Here is a 20108-nt window from a genome sequence, read left to right on the forward strand (position 1 = left end):
GGTAGGCTTACAGTACCCATTTATCCGTACCTTCTTCAACACCCAGAAGCAGTACATCAACAAGATCACCTGCGGCGTAACCTCTTGTCCCGCCCGGCAGCACAATCAGCGAATTCCCGCGTGCGATGGAAGATACGGCATTAGATTTATTGAAACCGGCAGGACGCACCGAGGTGCGGTCATGAACAGCCCGGATAAACCGGGTGAACGGATTGGCCTTTGGGTAATCCTCTGCCAGTACCGCCGTCGTGCGCGGCAGATAAATTTTATCCGCTCCCATCATTTTGAGCAGGGCGGGTCTAACAAACAGCTCGAAGCCTGTGAAGCAGGCAGAAGGATTGCCGGACAGTCCGAACAAGTACGTATCCCCGGCAACCGCAACTGTGGTCACGCTGCCCGGACGCATCGCCACCTTGTTGAACAGCACATCAGCCCCGAGACGGTTATATATTTCCGGCAGGTAGTCATAATCACCGACGGACACACCTCCCGTTGTGATCAGGCAGTCTGTTTCTGTCATTGCCTTCCGCACCGTCAGCAGGCATGCTTCCAGTTGGTCTGCGGCTGTATCATACATCCGGTAAGGAATACCCATCCGGGCGAGCTGGGCTGCGATCATCGGTCCGTTACTGTTGCGGATTTTGCCGGGTGCAAGCTGTGCTGTCACCTCCAGCAGTTCGGTTCCCGTAGACAATATCCCTACTACCGGCCGCTTACCGACCTGAACATACCCATAACCGAATGTAGCCAGCAGCGCTACAATCCCGGGATGAATGAAGCTGCCGGCCGGAACGATCATTTCTCCTGACCGCATATCTTCACCCTTCAGGGACAGATTCTCCTGTGGCGCAAAAGCTTTACGGATTGTAAACGTATGACCTGCTGCTGTGGCCTGTTCAAACATAACTACAGCATCCGCTCCTGACGGCAGCGCCGCTCCCGTCATCAGACGGACAGCTTCGCATGGCCCAATTGCAATCTGAGATACTGCCCCTGCGCCGATATGATCTACTACAGTAAAGCTGATCCTGTTATTACCGGAAGCACCGGCAGAATCTGCCGAAGAAATTGCATATCCGTCATAGGGTGATCGGGTAAAATGCGGAACATCATGGGTTGCCGTCAGCGGCTCCGCCAGGATCCGTCCATAGCTTTCAGCAAGTGGAATCCTTTCTGTACCTATGCAACATGCTCTTTCAGTTACCCGGAATACAGCTTCGGCAACGGTAACCGGAGTTCTGGTCTTTTCCACCTTCATCTGCTCCTAACTTAGTGCCGTACTAAAAAACGGTTCATCCGGTTATTTCTCCGTAATATCGCTGAATGTGCCTACATACCGGACATCTTCGCCGGTCTCATCCTTTACAGCGCTGATATTCAGCCACTGCAAATACTCTTCCCCGCCCTTGCGCTTGTTCCAGATTTCACCCTGCCACATCCCCTTCTCCCTGACCTCGCTCCACATTAAGCGGTAGAACTCCTTGGATTGGCGGCCTGACTTCAGAATGCTGGGCTGTCTGCCAAGAACTTCGTCTTCCGTATAGCCGGTGAGCTTCGTGAACGCCGGATTGACGGTCTTGATCAGACCGGAGACATCCGTAACCAGAATCCCCTGTCCGGTAGAATTGAACACTTCAGAGGTAAGCGCAAGCCGGTCCTGAAAATAGATCCACACTACCAGCACCAGACTGGCCAGCGCTACCTGAGAGAGCAGCATGAACCCGATGGAATATTGCCCTGTAGCCGAATAAATCACCGACAGCATAATGGGAGGGAAAAAACCGCCCAGACCGCCCATCATCGATACGATCCCGTTGGCGACACCCGCCTGCTTATTGAAGTACAGTGGGACTAATTTGAATATGACTCCGTTACCGATTCCCGCACTGAACGCAATAGCAAGGCAACCTACTGTATATAAGCCCATGTCAGGCATAAATGCCAGGATGATTGCTGCAACCGTATAAATACTAAATGTGCCGGTAAGCAGAAACAAAGGCTGGAACTTGTCGGCAAGCCAGCCGCCTATCGGCCGGAAGAAGGTCGCAACGGCAATGAAGCCGGCTGTGCGCATCCCGGCATCCACTTTTTCCAGATCGAAGTTCGAAACTAGAAAGTTCGGCAGATAAATAGTGAAGGCAACGAAGGAGCCAAAGGTAATGAAATAGAACAAGGAGAAAAGCCAGAGCTTTTCATTTTTGGACACGCCCTTGATCTGTTCAATAATCGGCGTTTTGAGTTTAGGCTCATGACGATCCCCAAAGAAGAAATTTAATGCGATAAATACCAGTAACAGGATCAGATACATTTTAACCGCGGGTGCCCAGCCAATCTGTGCTGCCACAATCGGAGCCGAGAAGGTAGTGACAGCTGTTCCGATATTCCCGATCCCGTAGATTCCGTTGACCAGACCATGCTTATCTTTGGGGAAATACTTCGGCAAAGAGGTTACACCTACCGAAAAAACGGCTCCGCCGATTCCCAGGAACAAACCTCCGATAATTAAATGAGTGACCGAGGATGCTTCACTGATGAAATATACCGGAAACAAAAGCAGGATAAAGCTGAACATAAAAATAATGCGTGCTCCCAGAATGTTTGCATAATAGCCTAAAGGAATCCTTAGAATAGAGCCGAGCACCACCGGAATAGCCGTGACCATCGCTAGCCGCCCCGGAGGAATGCTGATATCCTCGGAAATAAAGGGCATCAGGGAAGAGATGATCACCCACACCATGAATCCAGTAATCAAGTTTAATGTTTGTAGCGGCAATTGCATTTTTTTAATCATTCGACTCACCTTTTCGCCGTTTATTCTCTTGATTATTCATACCAATACTTCCTGTACTCATTGTATCCGCCGATCCCCCGGCTCAGATATAGGGGAGTCCCCTTTCCCTGACAGGGGAAACCCTAAAAATAAAATAACCCCACATAGTGGGGCCTTGCTCCAGAACTTATTCACTCCTATCACAAATGAAACATAATACCTTATCTACTCTCTTAATAAGACCCAAAAAAGCCGCCCCAAGTAGGAGCAGCCTGTTCATTATCACGTAATGAGCGTATTCAATTGCTGGCTTAACCGTTCTTTGTCTTTCGCACTCAGCTGATGCTCGGCCATCGGGTAAATGACAGTCTCTTCTTTGACAAAGTGTACCGTCAGAACCTCAAAAGCCTCCCCTGCATCCTTAACAGCTGCGCGGATATCCTCAAGCGGCAGCATATCTATATTGCCCTCTGTGTAATGCAGGAAATGCCCTATATATCCGTCAATCTCGCGGTGCTCCTCCTGGATGCCGACCAGTGGTCCTTGTTCAAAGCCGATATAACTGCCAAGCAGCGGAAAAAAAAACGTTTCTTCCTTCACTGTATGCTTCTTCAACGGACCAGTAAACTCCAGAATCGCCTTACGCAGCTTATGCAGCTGTGTCCTAGATTCTTCCAGAGCGGGCTGATCGTGTTCAAACCAGAGTACAAGGGCATGCCATTCTTCCATCAGAAATGATAAATAGCGGTGTTCATTCTCAAGAATACGCATGGCGGGCATCGTAAACTTGAGCCCTGTATTTTCCGGCATCCTGCTAACCCTCCATTTGCAAATCAGAAATCCAGCATTTTTTTCCTTAAAGCATACTCGACCAGCTCCGGTCTGCTTCTAAGGTTTAACTTCTCCATAATTTTCGCTTTGTGGGCTTCCACCGTTTTTACCGAAATAAACAGCTTCTCTGCGATTTCCTTGTTCCCGTATCCCTTGGCGATAAGCGGCAGGATCTCCAGTTCACGTTTGGACAACAGCTCAAACAGATCCTCTGTACCGCCGGATTTGTCCTGCTTAATAAATTCACGGACCAGTGAGGTCGCCATCTTAGGATGGATATAAGTGCCGCCTTCATAAATGGTCCGGATGGCCAGCAAAAGCTCCTCGTCCGGAGCGCTTTTGAGAACATAACCGGAGGCCCCGTTCTTCAATACATGAAAAAGATATTCATCATCGTCATGCATCGTCAGAATCAGGATTTTGGTATCGGGATAATCCTCTTTAATCTTCCCGGTTGCAACCAGCCCACTTTCGCCCGGAGGCATGCTTAAATCCATAATCAGAATATCCGGCCGGAATTTGGCAACCATTATATAAGCTTCCCTCCCGTCTGCCGCCGCTCCGATCACTTCTATGTCATCCTGAAAATTGAGAATCATGGAGAATCCGCTCCGTACGATCGCATGGTCGTCTGCAATGACGATCTTCATCAGAAGCTCATTCCTTTCCTCTGGATAATCCTACTGGCACCTGTAAAATAATGGTTGTGCCCCTACCTATCCCTGAATCTACGGTGAAGGTGCCACCCACCAGCTCCGCCCGTTCCTGCATGCCAAAAAGACCAAGTCCGGTTCCATTGGGTTCGTCTCCCTGAATGAAGCCTGTTCCCTCATCCTTAATCAGAAGCCGCAGCACGCCGTCATTTTCTGTAAGAGATACTTTGACGCTGTCTATCTGGGCATACTTCAGGGCGTTCAACACAGCTTCCTGGCATACACGGTACATGACGGTTTCAATCTCACTCTCATACCGTTTCTCCAAAAGCCGGGACTCATATTCAATTATAAGTCCGTAGCTTTGTTCCATCCGCTTGAAGTGTGACCGGAATGCAGCCTCCAGCCCGAAATCATCAAGTGCAGCCGGCCTGAGCTCCACGGAAAGGTTGCGGATATCATTCAGAAGTCTTGTCATGGATACTTCGGTCTGCTTCACCTTCTTCAGCAGCTGTTCATCAGCTGTCATATATTTGAGCACACGCAGATCAATCACGGCACTCATCAGCTCTTGGGCAACGCTGTCATGCAGTTCACGGGATATCCGCTTGCGTTCATTCTCCTGCGCCTCAATGATATGCTTCATCATCTTGTTCTGGTAGAACTTCTCTTGTGTCGTGAACTGTCTGCTCAGATCCCTGAGCATAAACACTCTGATACCATTCTCGTCATCTATCGTGTGAAAGGTGGCGGCATAAGGGACAATACCCTTATCTTTCGTCTCCAGATAGACTTGATAAGAGGTAAAATCCTCTGAGTCCGGTGTATGAAAGTAACAATTAAGGCATGTGCGGAGCTCCGTCTCACTAGTGTATCCCCGGCAGGTCCCGCATAGTGCCTCCGGATTTCCCTGATACAACTGCTTCAGGATATCCTGGTCAACGATGTTCTCGGCAGCCGGATTCATCGCCAGGGCTTTCCCTTGCCGGTCAAAAAAGAACATCGCCTCCGAGCTGTTCTCGAACAGCTTCGTCATGAGCAGGCTCCGCAGATCCATTCCGGGTGTCATCAACTGAGCAACAATTCCTTCCCGTTCAAGTCTCCAATCCCCTTACGTGCTACCCTGTCCAGGTCTCTCAGCATTTCAGCGGTTACCTGCCGTTCACCCCTGAAACCGCCTAGAAGCACGCCTGCGACGCGGGCATCATTCCACACCGGTACAGCACCAATACTGTTCAAATTCTCCATCTTAGTAATGGGATAATTAAACAAGGTATCAGGCTTCACATCTGTCTGCACAGAAGGGATTAAGAACGGTTTTCCGGTCTTGAACACGATCCCTGCAATCCCTCTGCCGGATTGAAGTACAATCCGTTTGTAACGGTCATTAGTGTTCCCTGAGGCGTATTTCCACCGGATTACATAGTCATATTCCGCAGGTTCAGCAAGAGCCAGCGACATGAAGTCATATCCTAGAGCTGCGCGGATCCGGTCAAGTTCGATTTGATAATCCACCTTATTGTTCATCGTTTTCTCTCCTCGATTAGAACAGGAAAAGAAGTCCACGCAACTCTTTCCGTTAATTCGATTTATTTCTTCTGTATAGGATATAACTTCTGCCTATATAATTCAACGGAACACTCCATACATGGACCAACCGGGTGAACGGCCAAAAGGCAAAGATGGCAAACCCCGACAAGATGTGAAGCTTGAAGGAAAACGGCACATCACTCATCAGTGACGGGTCCGGACGGAACATGAACAGGCCGCGGAACCAGACAGAAATCGTATCGCGGTAGTCAAACTCAGGTTGTACGGCATTCGTTACAATGGTAGAGTACATCCCCATAAACACGATAAACAGGAGGAGTGAGTTGACTATCAGGTCCGATGCACTGCTGAGACGGCGGACATTCTTAAGCGTAAAGCGCCGCGAAGTCAGAATCAGCATCCCGAGCAGTGTGGCTGCACCGAAGATGCCCCCGATGTATACCGCGCCGATATGGTAAAGATGATCACTTACGCCGATGGATTCCAGCCATGATTTCGGAACAGCGAGCCCGCCAATATGGCCCAGGATAACCGGCATAATTCCGAGGTGGAACAGAATGCTGCCGAATTTCAGTTGTTTCTTTTCAATAAACTCACTTGATTTGGCCGTCCAGTTAAACTGATCCTTACGATAACGAAAAATATGTCCGCCGATAAAGATCACCATACACATGTAGGGAAAAATGACCCATAAAAACTGACCCAGCATATTCATTGACTCAGGGCCTCCTGTTCAGCACAAGCTTTTAATGTTTCGCGCAATCCCTTAACCAGATGGAAATAGGGACTTTCATTTCGTTCCAGAGCCTTGAGCAGATGATACGTACCATCCTCAAGAATCGCTATCAGCATCCGGAAATTCTCCGGCGCTCCCGGGACTTCCAACCACTGCGCGGCATATAGAAATTCACACATAAGCGGCAAATAATCAGGTAGTTCTTCCTCCGGCATTTCCAGACCGAACATTTCGTACAGAAGCTTCAACTTGGCGAGCATTTGCCCCCGTTCCTTGGCCTCCTCAAATTTGAAATAGGTCATATACAAGGCGCAGTCCTTCTGAAAATCAAATGTAGCGGCATAACTCTCCTGAATCTCATCCAGACTGAAGCTCTGCATTTGCTTCCAATAGGTATGCACATGGGCATAACCCGGATGAGTGCTGTCAAACGCCTCTTCCAGAAAAGCCGGATGAAAGTCCAGCTTCTCCGGGTACATGAGCTGCAGGGCGAAATAACCGAAGGATTCCTTGTAATCATGCAGTTTGATCAGATCAATCACGCCAAATCCCCCCGTAGAAATTCTCTTCATACATTTCCTTGCCGGTCTTCATCGTGTCGCCGGCAGAGCTGGCAGGTCCGCAGCCGTCACAACCGGAGCCGGAGCCCATATCGCCCATCCCGTTTCCGAAACCGGTCGAGCCCTGGGCACGGTAAGGGTTCATGTGCTGCTCCTTGTGGGAGGTTGGGATCACGAAACGGTCTTCATATTTGGCAATCGCGAGCAGCCGGTACATTTCCTCTGTCTGCTGTGCTGTCATACCGACACGTTCAAGACGGCTAGCGTCAAACCCTTGGCCTGAGGATTTAGCGCGCATGTAGGAACGCATCATGGCCATCCGCTGCAGGGCTTCTTTGACGGTCTCCGTATCGCCTGCGGTCAGCATGTTCGCCAGATACTGGATCGGTGTGCGCATCTCTTCGATAGCCGGGAAAATCATATCGGGATTCTTCAGCGAATCTTTACCTTCAAAATAATTCATGATCGGGCTAAGCGGCGGCACATACCACACCATAGGCAGTGTGCGGTATTCCGGGTGAAGCGGGAAGGCAAGCTTGTGCTCAATCGCCAGCTTATAGACCGGTGAGTTCTGGGCTGCCTCCAGCCAATCCTCAGAGATACCATCTTTTCTCGCCTGGGCAATGACTTCCGGATCATGCGGATTCATGAACAGATCACATTGTGCTTTGTACAAATCTTTCTCGTCCGGGGTGGATGCGGCATCAAGAACCTTGTCGGCATCATACAGCAGAACCCCGAGATAGCGGATTCGGCCTGTACAGGTCTCGGAGCATACCGTAGGCAGTCCTGCTTCCACACGCGGGAAACAGAAGGTGCACTTCTCCGCTTTGTTGGTCTGCCAGTTGAAATACACTTTTTTATACGGACAGCCAGTCATGCAATATCTCCAGCCTCGGCAGGCTTCCTGGTCGACCAGAACAATCCCGTCTTCATCCCGTTTGTACATCGCACCTGAAGGGCAGGAGGCGACACAGCTTGGGTTGAGGCAGTGTTCACAGAGGCGCGGCAGATAGATCATAAACGATTTCTCGAAGTTGAATTTAATTTCTTCCTCGATCTTCTGGATATTCGGGTCAAGCGGGCCGGTTACATGCGCTCCCGCCAGATCATCCTCCCAGTTAGGCCCCCATTCCAGATCCATCTTCTCGCCTGTTACAGCAGAATGAGCCCGCGCCACCGGGGAATGCTTTTGCTCTCCTGCATTCGTCAGATGCTCATAATTGTAAGTCCACGGTTCATAATAATCCTTCATCTCCGGCATGTCGGGGTTGTAGAAGATTTTGCCGAGCGCAATCTTGGACAGCTTATTGCCGGATTTCAGCTCCAGCTTCCCCTTGCGCAGCTGCCAGCCGCCCTTGTAGAGCTCCTGGTCTTCCCAGCGTTTCGGATAACCAATCCCCGGTTTCGTTTCCACGTTATTGAACCACATATATTCCGCACCTTTACGGTTCGTCCAGGTCGTCTTGCAGGTCACGCTGCAGGTGTGGCAGCCGATGCATTTATCCAGATTCATTACCATTGCAACTTGCGCTTTAATTTTCAAGCCAGTTGACCTCCTTCATTTTGCGGACGGCTACGTAGACATCACGCTGGTTGCCGATCGGACCATAGTAGTTAAAACCGTAGCTGAGCTGTGCGTATCCGCCGACCATCTGGGTAGGCTTCAGATGAATCCGGGTAGGCGCATTGTGGCTTCCGCCGCGCGTATCCGTAATTTCAGAGCCCGGTACTTGAATGTGCTTGTCCTGGGCATGGTACATAAACATGGTGCCTCTCGGCATCCGGTGACTGACAACCGCGCGTGCAGTTACGACACCGTTACGGTTGTAGACTTCGAGCCAGTCATTATCCTCAATGTGATGTGCCGCAGCATCCTCATTATTGATCCACACGGTTGGACCGCCCCGGAACAACGTCAGCATGTGCTGGTTATCCTGATAGGTCGAATGGATATTCCATTTCCCGTGCGGTGTCAGATATCTCAGAACCAGAGAATCCTGTCCACCCTTCACTTCCTTGTCACGCGGCCCGAAGACCATCGGAGGCAACGTTGGCTTGTAAACCGGCAGCGCTTCGCCGAACTGCTGGAAGATTTCATGGTCAATGTAGAAATGCTGTCTTCCGGTCAGCGTCCGGAACGGAACGAGACGTTCAATGTTCGTGGTGAACGGTGAATAGCGCCGTCCCTGCTTGTTCGACCCGCTGAATACCGGTGTCGGAATGACTTCCCGCGGCTGTGCGGTGATGCTCTGGAACGTAATCTTTTCTGCGGCCCGGTCCGCCGAGATATCTCGCAGCTCTACTCCTGAATCCTTCTCCGCTGCAGCGTAAGCCTTCTGGGACACGCGCCCGTTGGTAGCCGAAGACAGGTGAAGAATCGTATCTGCGGCCTGGCGGGCAGTCTGCAGCTTCGGCAGTCCGTTTTTAATCGTTTCATCGAAATAAACACCGCTGAGCTTCTTCAATTCCTCATATTCTTCGGCGACAGAGAAGCTGATGCCGTGCGCGCCTGCTTTGCCGATTGCGAGGTTAGGTCCGAGTGAAATGTATTTGTCATGAATTTTAGTATAATCACGCTCTACAATAGTAAAGTTCGGCATTGTTTTGCCCGGGATAGCCGGAACTTCGCCTTTGGTCCAGTCTTTGACAAGACCCATCGGCTGTGAGATCTCGCTTACCGAATCATGGCCGAGCGGTGACATCACAACATCCTTATAAACGCCAGGCAGATGCGATTTTGCCATTTCGGAGAATACCTCAGCCAGCTGGCGGTAAATATCCCAATCCGACCGGGATTCCCACAGCGGGTTAACTGCCGGATTGAACGGATGAACAAACGGATGCATGTCAGTCGACGACAGATCTGTTTTCTCATACCAGGTTGCGGCCGGCAGCACGATATCTGCATAGAGGGGTGTTGTCGTCATCCGGAAATCCAGGGCAACCATCAGATCGAGCTTACCTTCGACATCCTCACGCCAGATAATCTCTTCCGGTTTCTGTTCTTCATTCGGCTCGGCCAGCAGACCGTCGGAAGCTCCGAGCAAATGCTTCATGAAGTATTCCTGCCCTTTGGCAGAGCTTGAAATCAGGTTCGAGCGCCAGATAAATAATGAACGGGGAAAGTTCTCCGGTGCGCCGGGATCTTCCACGGCAAACCGTGTTTTCCGTGATTTAATCTCTTCCACGGTGTGACTGATAATCTCGCTGTTAGTCTTCTTGCCTTGCTGTGCGGCTTCCTCGGCGAACAGAAGACTGTTCTTGTTGAATTGCGGGAAGGATGGCAGCCATCCGAGACGGGCAGCCAATACGTTATAGTCAGCCGGATGTTGGTAAGCTACATCCCCTCCAGTCGGCGATTTCAGTGAATCAGTGCCGCTCTCCTCATAACGCCATTGCTCTGTTGCGAAATAGAAGAACGAAGTCGCGTTCTGCTGACGTGCCGGACCCTGCCAGTCCTTGGCAAAAGCAACCGTTGACCAGCCTTCAATCGGACGGCATTTCTCCTGACCAACATAATGCGCCCAGCCGCCGCCGTTAACACCTTGGGAAGCGGTCAGCACCACTAGATTCAGAATGGAACGATAGATGGTATCGCTGTTGAACCAGTGATTAATCCCTGCGCCCATGATGATCATAGAGCGTCCACCCGTATCAATCGCATTCTGGGCAAATTCGCGGGCAATCTGAACTACGACACTCGCCTTTACCGTCGTAATCTTCTCTTGCCATGCCGGGGTGTAATAAGAGGATTGATCCTCATATCCCTTTGCGTTAAGCGGACTTTCTGTACGTGCGACGCCATACTGGCTCATCATCAGATCATAGACTGTGGCGGCATAACGTTCTGCACCGTCGGCAAGCCGTATTTTGCGGGCCGGAATCACCCGTCTGAAGGTGCCGTTGCCGGCATTATCGAAGTACGGGAACACGATTTCCGTCCACTCTTCTCCGTGGCCTTCGATGGTCAAGGCGGGTTCTACTTTACTGCCGTCTTCCCGCTCGAGGATCAGATTCCATTTCTTTCCTTCCTCCCAGCGCTGCCCCATGGTACCGTTCGGAACCATCATCTCACCAGCCACCTCGTCAAAGATTACCGGTTTCCAGTCTGAGTGCTGGGAGTTATCTCCAAGATCACTCGCCCGCAAGAAACGTCCGCCTTTAAGGGCATCCTCATGAGGGTCAAGCAGAATCAGGAAAGGCATATCTGTATATTGCTTCGCATAATTCAGGAACATCGGCTCCTGGCGTTCCTGGTAGAACTCTTGCAGGATGACATGCGTCATGGCCTGGGCAAGCGCAGCGTCCGACCCTGGATTCGGGGCCAGCCAGTTGTCGGCGAATTTGACGTTCTCTGCGAGATCCGGTGCCACCGACACGACTTTGGTTCCCTTATAGCGTACTTCAGTCATAAAGTGGGCATCCGGCGTCCGAGTTAGCGGTACGTTAGAGCCCCACATCATCAGGTAACCGGCGTTGTACCAATCCGAAGATTCTGGAACATCCGTCTGCTCGCCCCAAATTTGCGGGGAAGCCGGAGGAAGATCAGCATACCAGTCATAGAAACTGAGCATTTGACCGCCTAGTAGTGATATGAATCGCGCCCCCGATGCGTAGCTGACCATGGACATGGCCGGAATCGGTGTGAAGCCGGCGATGCGGTCGGGACCGTATTTCCGGATCGTGTAGATCAGCTGGGCCGAGATCAGCCGCAGCGCGTCGTCCCAGGCTACACGTATATGTCCACCTTTACCGCGCGCCTTTTTGTACTGGCTAGCCTTCTCGGGGTCTTCAACAATACTGGCCCAGGCATCGATGTAATTGTCATGCTCCTTCAACGCCGTTTGCCACAGCCGCCACAGTTTCCCTCTGATATACGGGTATTTCACGCGCAATGGACTATATTCGTACCACGAGAAGGTAGCTCCGCGGGGACAACCGCGCGGTTCAAACTCCGGCATATCCGGTCCGCAGGAAGGATAATCGATCTGCTGATTTTCCCAAGTAATGATTCCGTTCTTCACAAACACCTTCCAGCTGCAGGAGCCTGTACAGTTGACTCCGTGAGTGGTACGCACTACTTTATCGTGAGACCAGCGCTGGCGGTACATATTCTCCCAATCTCTATTTTTCTCTTCAAGAATGGACCAGTTTCCGGAATAGCTTTCAACCGGTTTAAAAAAGTTAAGTCCGAATTTCTTCTTCATCGATCCAGAACACTCCCTTCAAAATTTATTCAATTAATACCATTATGGATCTACCCGGCCGTGCTTCCCATTAGGGAAACACCTATTGAACCTCGGGAATTCCCTCGATCTGAATAAAAAGCAAATAGCCTTTCCCACTGAGGAGAAAAGCTGTGTTCCTGCCGTTTACTTCCCGGGCAGAGGATGCCATTAGGGACTTCCCTCTTTTTGGTCCGGGGAATTCCTTAGCGGGAATTCCTCTGCAAATTCGTGTGCTATACTGGCAAGTGGAAACGGCTTTACCGTCCTTTTCTGAAGACGGTACCGTTTCAGCGAGAAGTAGAATGATCATTATCATATGAAACATATAGATTTTATATTTTCGAAAAACGGGAGGATGAAGCAACATGCCAGGACCCTCACTACGCCAGTTGCATGCCCACCATGCCATTCATCAGGGCGGGCTCTCCGGCGCTGTAGCCAAGACCGAAGAAGTGGAAGAACTGCTGGAAGCGAAGGAATTTGAAGTGGCGCATCAGGCCGCCGAACATCTAATTGAGTACTGGGAGACGCGGATTATCAGCCATGCTGACGCGGAGGAAGACGGGTTCTACCAGGAAATGGCCGGGAAGAATCCTAACCTGCAAGACGCAGTTCTCGGGCTTACACGTGATCATGAATTATTGCGGATTATAGTAAAAGATGTCAAAGCATTGCTTGCGGAAGAAGGCCTCACTCCGGAGGTGCTTCACCAGTTCCACGCGCTGCTGGTTGTGAACGCGATTCATAGCCGGGATGAAGAACGTCTTCTGTTTGAGGAGGCGTGACCTCATTTCTAGCTTGCAGGATGGCACGCAAATCAGCTTTGTTAATCAGTAATTCTTGCAGCGTGTATTCGCCCAACAATGGAAGCGATGATTGGCGAACTGCCCAGGCTCGGGATGAAAGAAGAGCAAATTCATTATGAGTTTTTCGGACCGGCACTCCAATTGAACAACAATTTAATTATGAATCTATTCACCCAGCATCTAATTTTATTTATTAAAAAAAGCACACGGGCCTCCCTCGAAATCCTTAACGATTCGGGGGAGATCCGTGTGCTTTTTATCTGGAAAGCAGCCATTTATATAATACATTCGCATGATTATGTATTGGGTCTTTCGCGGCATATACCAACGTAACATCCTGTTTCAGCACCCGTTCACGGATTGTCGCTGCAAGTCTCACGCGCGTCGGATCTTCCTCCAGTTCCCGGATATAACGGTCACTAAATGCCGCAAAACGCTCCGGCATGTGGTCAAACCATTTGCGCAGCTCCGGGCTTGGAGCAATCTCCTTCATCCATTCGTCTAATGCCGCCTGCGGTTTCGTAATTCCGCGTGCCCACAGCCTGTCCACCAGTATCCGGTACCCGTCCTCCGGAGCCGCCGGCTCATAAATCCGCTTCAGACATATAGAGTACTGATGTTCATCTAAATTGCGGCAGGTATTCTCCAACATGTAGTCTCCCTCCTGGCATCCATACTGGAACGGACCGTTGTCCAATGCTGTATCGAACGTGCGGCAGCTATTCCAAAAGAGCGATTTCTTAGTACACTGAATATACCATGGAACAAATTTTCCTGCCAAAGACAGTAACTTGGAGGGAATGTGGTACCGTAAGCAGGTTGATTGCCGATTAAATCCTAAACCATGTAGAAGAGCCTCACAGAATTGCATTTACTGGTCAGAACTATTATCATATCCATCGTTGCTAAAAGAACTAATAATATTATTCCACTCCGTTTTTTTATTGTTTCGTACTAATAGCTTCATTCCATAATAAAGAATCCTCTTATTAATCTCCACTATATTTATTAACGGTTACGGGATAATAGTAAATTTCTATATCTTCATTTATAAAACCTCTACGTTGAGCAGCCAATAAGGTCTCGTACATATTCCTTCTTCCTACAGGATTATCCGTATGATGATATATCTTATTCGCCCTTAAACCATGCTCACAAAAGTATTTTACGAAATCATACCCATTCTTTAGTTCAATTCCATCGGCGCCTTCACCTAAATCATGGTCAAGAGTTAGGATATTCACTTCATTATTTTCAAATAGTTTAACAGCATCTTCAAATGTCCTTGCCAAGGTGAATCCTTCTGGACAGTCTCGTAAGTCATCAAGATAAACATTTATCATATCGAACCTCAATTTTTGGCAAAATGTTTATTTTTCTATTACTTTCTAAACGTTCTTTCATAATCTTCAAGCCGTATTTTTCTAATTTGTTTACGATCCGTTGTTCTAACAATGATTCCTTCTGATTTGCCTGTTGCGTCGATTCCTACTTGAGTATTCTCGAATCTTTTTAAATAAGAATATGTACTCTCAAGAGAAGTTGGAAACTCGGAACCCTTTATGGTTTCAAGAAGTGGTGCGGACTGCAAATCCATGCTTTCAATAAATCTCTTCTTCTCAATTTCATCATAAAATGGTTGATTTCCGTGATCACGCCACACCGCAATTTTCTCCTGCGATAACTCAAGAAGTCTATATAATTCATCCTTATTCAAGGAGAACATATCAAATACACGATACCCTTGAGTTTTTCTGTCAGAATAGTTCTTGGATGCTTTAGTTTTTCCTCCATAAGATTCCTGATAAATTACGGTTAATGCCCAGTCAGCCTTAGGAAAGATATCTGCAATTACTTTTTCTGCTAACGGCTTAAGAAATTCCGCAATGTTCCCATAAGGATTACCGATTCTATCTCCTTTTGCATATAACAATTCTTCTCTGGAACCAATTAGATAATCAACTTCATTAACATCATTTTTTAATAAAATGATCCTTGAATTTTCACCATCAACTTTTTCGTAAACAAAAATATCGTCTAATTCTGCGAAGCCTCTTGACTCCGTTAAAACATCATTTAACCGACCTCGTTCACCTAGTTGATGATATGTAAGAATGCTAGGGTACTTTGTTAAAGAATTAATTTTCTTTAAATCCATAAACTATTCTCCCACTTTCAAATTCAGTTTATATGACTCTTGCTCTTATAAACATAAACCAAAGATAATCAAGGAATATTTTACCACTGATTACGTGTTCACATGTTATTCCTGATGGGATTGTCATAAAGAGTTCTCCTTATTTGATTACCAATTTAATTTTGAAGATAGGTATCATCAGAATCTACGAAATCACTTTGTGGTTTACGCATGAGGTTTATACCTTCAATACGTTACATTCACTAATACGACAAATTAATATTTTCATAATCTTCTACCCATTCTTTTCATCATCCGTTAATGGTAATGTTGGAGCAGCAAAGAGGGTTCTTATATGTATTTTCAAGTGATACTCATGTAATAGAAAATCAGCAAAATAAGAACATGAAAATAGTTGTAAAAAACTAATAAATCTTCTTTAATAATCTGATTCAAATATTGTTTCGTTTTTATCATTTGAGAAAATAATTTTTAATTGAGCAGTCGGATTCCAAATTCTACTATCTTTTATAATTAGATATTTTCCACCTGTATATTCATACTCACGAGTTTTACTGTCAATCACTACTGAAAATGTTTTAGCATCTTTTAAAACTTGCGTATTATTAATTACAAGGCCAATTGAACCTTTCTCCAAACCACCAATAACGATCTCATCTCGTATCATACCCGTAGATTTAGTATAGTCAGAAGCACTACGATAAATATAAATATAGGGCAAGCTAAAAATGTAATATTCCTCGTCGTTTAACTTTTGTATAGAAACATAATCCAAATTTTCATTTTCGATAAATTGATCTAATTCTTTTTCAGTGATTGCATTCCAGCTACATCCTGACAAAAAGAAGAATACACAAAAAGATAGAATTACATATCTCAAATGAAATTTCATATTCCCTCCATAATTTTAATATTACACTTAAGTTATTTACATCTGTAGCTATGATTCTCCTTAATAAATTCAAGCATGTACGTATCTTAAAAAAAACAAAGGATTTATTCTTACTAAATCCACTATAACATTAAATGGAATATTTTCCGCAGCTTATCTTCTACCAAGGCAATAAATTCCGAGTTGTAGCCATAAGGTATTTATAGGTTTTATGACCATAATTTAATAGTCTGTAAGATTGTATTATCAGATGATTTTAACACCTTTAATGCGAAATGATTGAAGTTGCTTGTAAACAGTGTTACTCTATCAACGGTAAACTCAAAATCTGTGCTCTTCAATACATCTTATAATAGTCACTATTTTTAGTTAAGAAAGGTAACACTATGATAAAAGTTGATAACTTATCCTTCGCATTCCCGCAAAAAGACCTATATAAAAACATTTCATTTACGCTTGAAGAGGCACAACATTGCGCTTTTATAGGAACAAGCGGCAGTGGTAAAAGTACACTGATCGATATACTAATGGATCCAGAAAAATATTTGTTCGAAGGCAAGCTAGAGATGGACCCAACCTGCAAAATTGGGTATGTAAGTCAGTTTTCGCAACTAGACAAATCTAAAGAAACAACCGTTTTTGAATATATAGGAGAAGAATTTATTAAGATACAAAATGAAATAACAGCTATCCTCACTGAAATGGAAACATCATCAGATATTGATTCATTACTCGAAAAGTATCAATTAGCTCTAGATGCCTTTGATTTAATGGATGGAAATGATTTTGAAAGCAATATTAATAAGAAACTAAATTTAGCCAACCTCTTGAAGCTAAAAGATGCTAGGGTATCCGACCTAAGTGGTGGGGAATTTAAGCTTATTCAAGTGATGAAGGAAATGCTGACTAATCCAGACTTAATGATTATGGATGAGCCCGATGTATTTTTAGATTTTGAAAACCTAAATGCACTTAAAAATCTTATTAATGCTCACAAAGGAATATTGCTAGTGGTTACGCATAACCGTTATCTATTGAATCATTGTTTTAACAAAATTATACACCTTGAAAATATGGAGATCCAAGAGTTCGATGGGCGATATATTGAGTATAACTTCTCATTACTTCAGACGAAAATTGAGTTACAAGAAATCGCAGTCGCTGAACAAGAAGAGATAGAGAGATACGATAACATTATTGATAATCTTAGAGCGATCGCAACCTATAATTCAGAAGCATCTAGAGGGAGAGCGTTAAAAGCTAGGGTTAAGTTTCAAGAAAGATTGGAAGCGCGAAAAATTAAAGCGCCATTCGTTGATATTAAGCAACCAAAAATCAGTTTTGGTGTGGACAATGAATTTGAAGAAGACATCACTGTTTTAAATGTGAATAATTATAGTGTTTCCTTTGATGAGTTGATTTTAGAAAATGTTAACTTTGAGATGAAACCTACAGATAAAGTAGCCCTTATCGGTCCAAACGGTACCGGGAAAACGACTTTACTCCGAGATATCTTTAAAAATAATCATGATTCAATTAAAATGAATTCTGATATTAAAGTGGCTTATCTTTCTCAGCTTCAAGACGAAGTGCTAAAGGATTCTAATACCATACTAGAAGACTTCATCGATGCCGGGTTTGCAACTTATGACGAGATTAGAGCACATCTTTCAAACTATGGCTTTGAAGGAGAAATTCTTAATCAAAAGATAGAATCTTTATCTGGTGGCGAAAAAAATATACTGCAATTGGCAAAAGTTTCTGCTAGCAAAGCAAACTTATTGCTTCTTGATGAACCGACAAGCCATTTAGACACCTATACACAAATCGCACTGGAGAAAGCCATTGAAGACTATAAAGGTGCGATTCTCATGATTTCTCATGATTTCTATTCCGTAGTAAATGGTATGGATTATGTACTAATCATTGACGAGAAGACGATTAGAAAAATGAGTATGCGAAAATTCAGAAAGATGATTTATGCCAGTCATTTTGATAAAGATTATTTAGAAAATGAACAAAATAAAAAAGCAGTTGAAATGAAAATAGAATTAGCTTTAAAAGACAATAATTTTGAACTTGCGAAAGGTATGGTTGACGAGCTAGAAGAGCTGATTAAGTTACTTTAAATTCCAACCTTCTGAATGAAATGATTACAAGAACGATGAAATAAAATGTTGGTGGAAAAGTATCCACAAAAAAGACACTGATGAATAGATTGATAAGCTCCCATCATAGTAGACAGTAGAAAAAACAAAAACTTCTACTGCTACAATGATGGGAGTTTTTCTAATGTCTAATAGAAGTCCAACATCTTTAAAAGTAAAATTACATGTCGTAGGGCTGTGCCTTGAGCACAAGTCAAATCCAAACTATGAGGCAAAGCAGCTAGGTCTTAGTTCACACACAGTTAGAGAATGGATTAGGAAATATAAAGCAGATGGTTTGGACGGGTTGAGGGAATCGAGAACATGGAAATCATACCCAAAGGAATTGAAGCTTGCTGCTGTTAACGAAGTGTTGTCTGGTCGTTGCTCCGTTGAAGAGGTGACAAACAAGCATTATATTTCAAGCAGAAGTGTTTTGACAAAATGGATTACCAAGTATACTAATGAGATAGAATTGAAACCTACACATACAGGAAAAGGACTATCTCATATGAACCAAGGACGTAAAACAACTTTCGAAGAACGCATTGAAATTGCACAATATACCATCGCTAATGGATTGGATTATCAGAAAGCGATTGAAAAGTACGGAGTATCTTATCAGCAAGTTTACGCATGGGTCCGGAAATATCAAGTTGGCCGCGAGGAGGCTCTTCAGGACAATCGCGGTCGCAAAAAGCCTGTAGAAGAACTAGATGAGCATGACCGCCTTAAACTACGGATTAAAGAGCTAGAAGCGCGAAATGAATACCTAGAGATGGAGAATGACTTCGCAAAAAAGTTGGCGGAGATCAAGCGACGAAATACACGCTAACCCTCGTTCGACAAGTAAACTTGTATCAAGCGATTCAAGAACTGAACAAAGAAAAAGGTCACGCAATTACGAAGTTGTGTGCGTTAGCTGGGGTTGCTCGATCTGCCTATTACAAGTGGTTAAAATGGAAACCCTCTTGCATAGAACTTGAAACTCGTGCGTTAGCGAAAGAAGTAAAGCTACGATATGACAAGCGAAAAGGGATTCTTGGCTATCGTCAAATGCGCACGCAATTAAACCGAAAGCTCAAAAAGAAGTACAACAAAAAGCGTTATTACCGAATCATGTGTGCTCTTGGGCTTAAAGCGGTCATTCGCAGAAAACGAGCAAGTTATGTGAAAGCTACGGAGATCCATGTAGCTGAAAATGTAATGAACCGTAACTTTGATGCCAATTCTCCTAATTCAAAATGGTGTACAGATGTGACTGAACTGAAGTACGGGAATGGGCGCAAAGCCTATTTGAGCGCTATTATTGATGTCTATGATAATTCCATTGTCTCATGGGTATTAAGCCATTCTAACAACAATAAACTCGTGATGGATACGTTGAAGAGGGCTTACGCAAAGAATCCTGGCGTATCCCCTCTTTTACAAAGCGACAGAGGCTTCCAGTACACGTCTCATGAGTACAACCGACTTCATATAAAATACGGATTTAAGAAAAGCATGTCTCGTGTGAGTCGGTGTTTGGACAACCAACCTATTGAGCGTTTTTGGGGTACATACAAGTCAGAAAGCTATTATCTTACAAAGTATGACACCTATGATGATGTCCTTACAGAGGTTAGCAAATATATTCACTACTACAATAATTACCGCTACACAGAGTGTTTGGATGGCTTGTCACCTAGCGAATACCGACGAGCTGCATAACGAAGATACCTCAGTTCTGGCAATACGAACTGAGGTATCTAAACTAACTATTTTTGTTTTTTA

The 20108-nt window shown here is 45.7% G+C and carries 18 protein-coding genes; 4 read left to right on the forward strand and 14 right to left on the reverse strand.

The window, feature by feature from the left end; all coding sequences use genetic code 11:
- Positions 1-7: 7 nt before the first annotated feature.
- The 10 genes from glp to NSQ66_RS21150 form a co-directional block, all read right to left on the reverse strand.
- On the reverse strand, positions 8-1258 hold the full coding sequence (gene glp, locus NSQ66_RS21105; protein WP_076141338.1) for a gephyrin-like molybdotransferase Glp: 1251 nt from the start codon (positions 1256-1258) through the stop codon (positions 8-10).
- A 42-nt stretch (positions 1259-1300) separates the two neighbouring features.
- Positions 1301-2791, reverse strand: a complete 1491-nt coding sequence (locus NSQ66_RS21110; RefSeq protein WP_076141339.1) for a nitrate/nitrite transporter — start codon at positions 2789-2791, stop codon at positions 1301-1303.
- Positions 2792-3052: 261 nt separating this feature from the next.
- Entirely contained in the window at positions 3053-3580 is a 528-nt protein-coding gene (locus NSQ66_RS21115) for a hemerythrin domain-containing protein (protein ID WP_076141340.1), read from the reverse strand.
- A gap of 23 nt (positions 3581-3603) precedes the next feature.
- Positions 3604-4251: a response regulator transcription factor gene (locus NSQ66_RS21120; protein ID WP_076141341.1), complete on the reverse strand. Its 648-nt coding sequence runs from the start codon at positions 4249-4251 to the stop codon at positions 3604-3606.
- A 7-nt stretch (positions 4252-4258) separates the two neighbouring features.
- A complete protein-coding gene (locus NSQ66_RS21125; protein ID WP_076141342.1) occupies positions 4259-5323 on the reverse strand; it encodes a sensor histidine kinase in 1065 nt (354 codons plus the stop codon).
- Positions 5323-5781, reverse strand: coding sequence for a GAF domain-containing protein (locus NSQ66_RS21130; protein WP_036675992.1), 459 nt, complete (start codon positions 5779-5781; stop codon positions 5323-5325). The genes NSQ66_RS21125 and NSQ66_RS21130 overlap by 1 nt, the downstream gene beginning before the upstream one ends.
- Positions 5782-5833: 52 nt before the next feature.
- Positions 5834-6520: a respiratory nitrate reductase subunit gamma gene (gene narI / locus NSQ66_RS21135; protein WP_036675990.1), complete on the reverse strand. Its 687-nt coding sequence runs from the start codon at positions 6518-6520 to the stop codon at positions 5834-5836.
- Positions 6517-7083 (reverse strand): nitrate reductase molybdenum cofactor assembly chaperone, encoded by a 567-nt coding sequence (gene narJ / locus NSQ66_RS21140; RefSeq protein ID WP_036675989.1) that lies wholly within the window; start codon positions 7081-7083, stop codon positions 6517-6519. Before narJ ends, narI begins: the two co-directional genes overlap by 4 nt.
- A complete protein-coding gene (gene narH, locus NSQ66_RS21145; protein WP_036675987.1) occupies positions 7076-8647 on the reverse strand; it encodes a nitrate reductase subunit beta in 1572 nt (523 codons plus the stop codon). The genes narJ and narH overlap by 8 nt, the downstream gene beginning before the upstream one ends.
- A complete protein-coding gene (locus tag NSQ66_RS21150; protein WP_036675985.1) occupies positions 8637-12311 on the reverse strand; it encodes a nitrate reductase subunit alpha in 3675 nt (1224 codons plus the stop codon). The genes narH and NSQ66_RS21150 overlap by 11 nt, the downstream gene beginning before the upstream one ends.
- A 386-nt stretch (positions 12312-12697) precedes the next feature.
- Between NSQ66_RS21150 and NSQ66_RS21155 the strand changes: the two genes are divergently transcribed.
- Positions 12698-13117: a hemerythrin domain-containing protein gene (locus NSQ66_RS21155; RefSeq protein ID WP_036675981.1), complete on the forward strand. Its 420-nt coding sequence runs from the start codon at positions 12698-12700 to the stop codon at positions 13115-13117.
- 277 nt (positions 13118-13394) lie between these two features.
- On the opposite strand, the gene NSQ66_RS21160 is transcribed toward NSQ66_RS21155, so the two are convergent.
- The 4 genes from NSQ66_RS21160 to NSQ66_RS21175 all read right to left on the reverse strand — a co-directional run bounded on the left by NSQ66_RS21160 (position 13395) and on the right by NSQ66_RS21175 (position 16188).
- Positions 13395-13790, reverse strand: a complete 396-nt coding sequence (locus NSQ66_RS21160; protein ID WP_051490895.1) for a DUF488 family protein — start codon at positions 13788-13790, stop codon at positions 13395-13397.
- A gap of 337 nt (positions 13791-14127) precedes the next feature.
- Positions 14128-14481 (reverse strand): cyclic-phosphate processing receiver domain-containing protein, encoded by a 354-nt coding sequence (locus tag NSQ66_RS21165; protein WP_076141343.1) that lies wholly within the window; start codon positions 14479-14481, stop codon positions 14128-14130.
- A 38-nt stretch (positions 14482-14519) separates the two neighbouring features.
- Positions 14520-15296 carry an RNA ligase family protein gene (locus NSQ66_RS21170; RefSeq protein ID WP_076141344.1) on the reverse strand — a complete coding sequence of 259 codons (777 nt, stop codon included), beginning with the start codon at positions 15294-15296 and terminating at the stop codon, positions 14520-14522.
- A 418-nt stretch (positions 15297-15714) separates the two neighbouring features.
- On the reverse strand, positions 15715-16188 hold the full coding sequence (locus NSQ66_RS21175) for a hypothetical protein (RefSeq protein WP_076141345.1): 474 nt from the start codon (positions 16186-16188) through the stop codon (positions 15715-15717).
- Between the two features lie 386 nt (positions 16189-16574).
- On the opposite strand from NSQ66_RS21175, the gene NSQ66_RS21180 reads away from it, so the two are divergent.
- From NSQ66_RS21180 to NSQ66_RS21190, 3 genes are all read left to right on the forward strand, one after another.
- Positions 16575-18317, forward strand: a complete 1743-nt coding sequence (locus NSQ66_RS21180) for an ATP-binding cassette domain-containing protein (RefSeq protein ID WP_076141346.1) — start codon at positions 16575-16577, stop codon at positions 18315-18317.
- A gap of 163 nt (positions 18318-18480) precedes the next feature.
- On the forward strand, positions 18481-19170 hold the full coding sequence (locus NSQ66_RS21185) for a helix-turn-helix domain-containing protein (protein WP_036683516.1): 690 nt from the start codon (positions 18481-18483) through the stop codon (positions 19168-19170).
- A 20-nt stretch (positions 19171-19190) separates the two neighbouring features.
- Positions 19191-20045, forward strand: coding sequence for an IS3 family transposase (locus tag NSQ66_RS21190; protein ID WP_081388102.1), 855 nt, complete (start codon positions 19191-19193; stop codon positions 20043-20045).
- The last annotated feature ends 63 nt before the right edge of the window (positions 20046-20108 follow it).

The sequence above is a fragment of the Paenibacillus sp. FSL H3-0329 genome (assembly GCF_037963285.1).
GTDB lineage: Bacteria > Bacillota > Bacilli > Paenibacillales > Paenibacillaceae > Paenibacillus_AQ > Paenibacillus_AQ odorifer.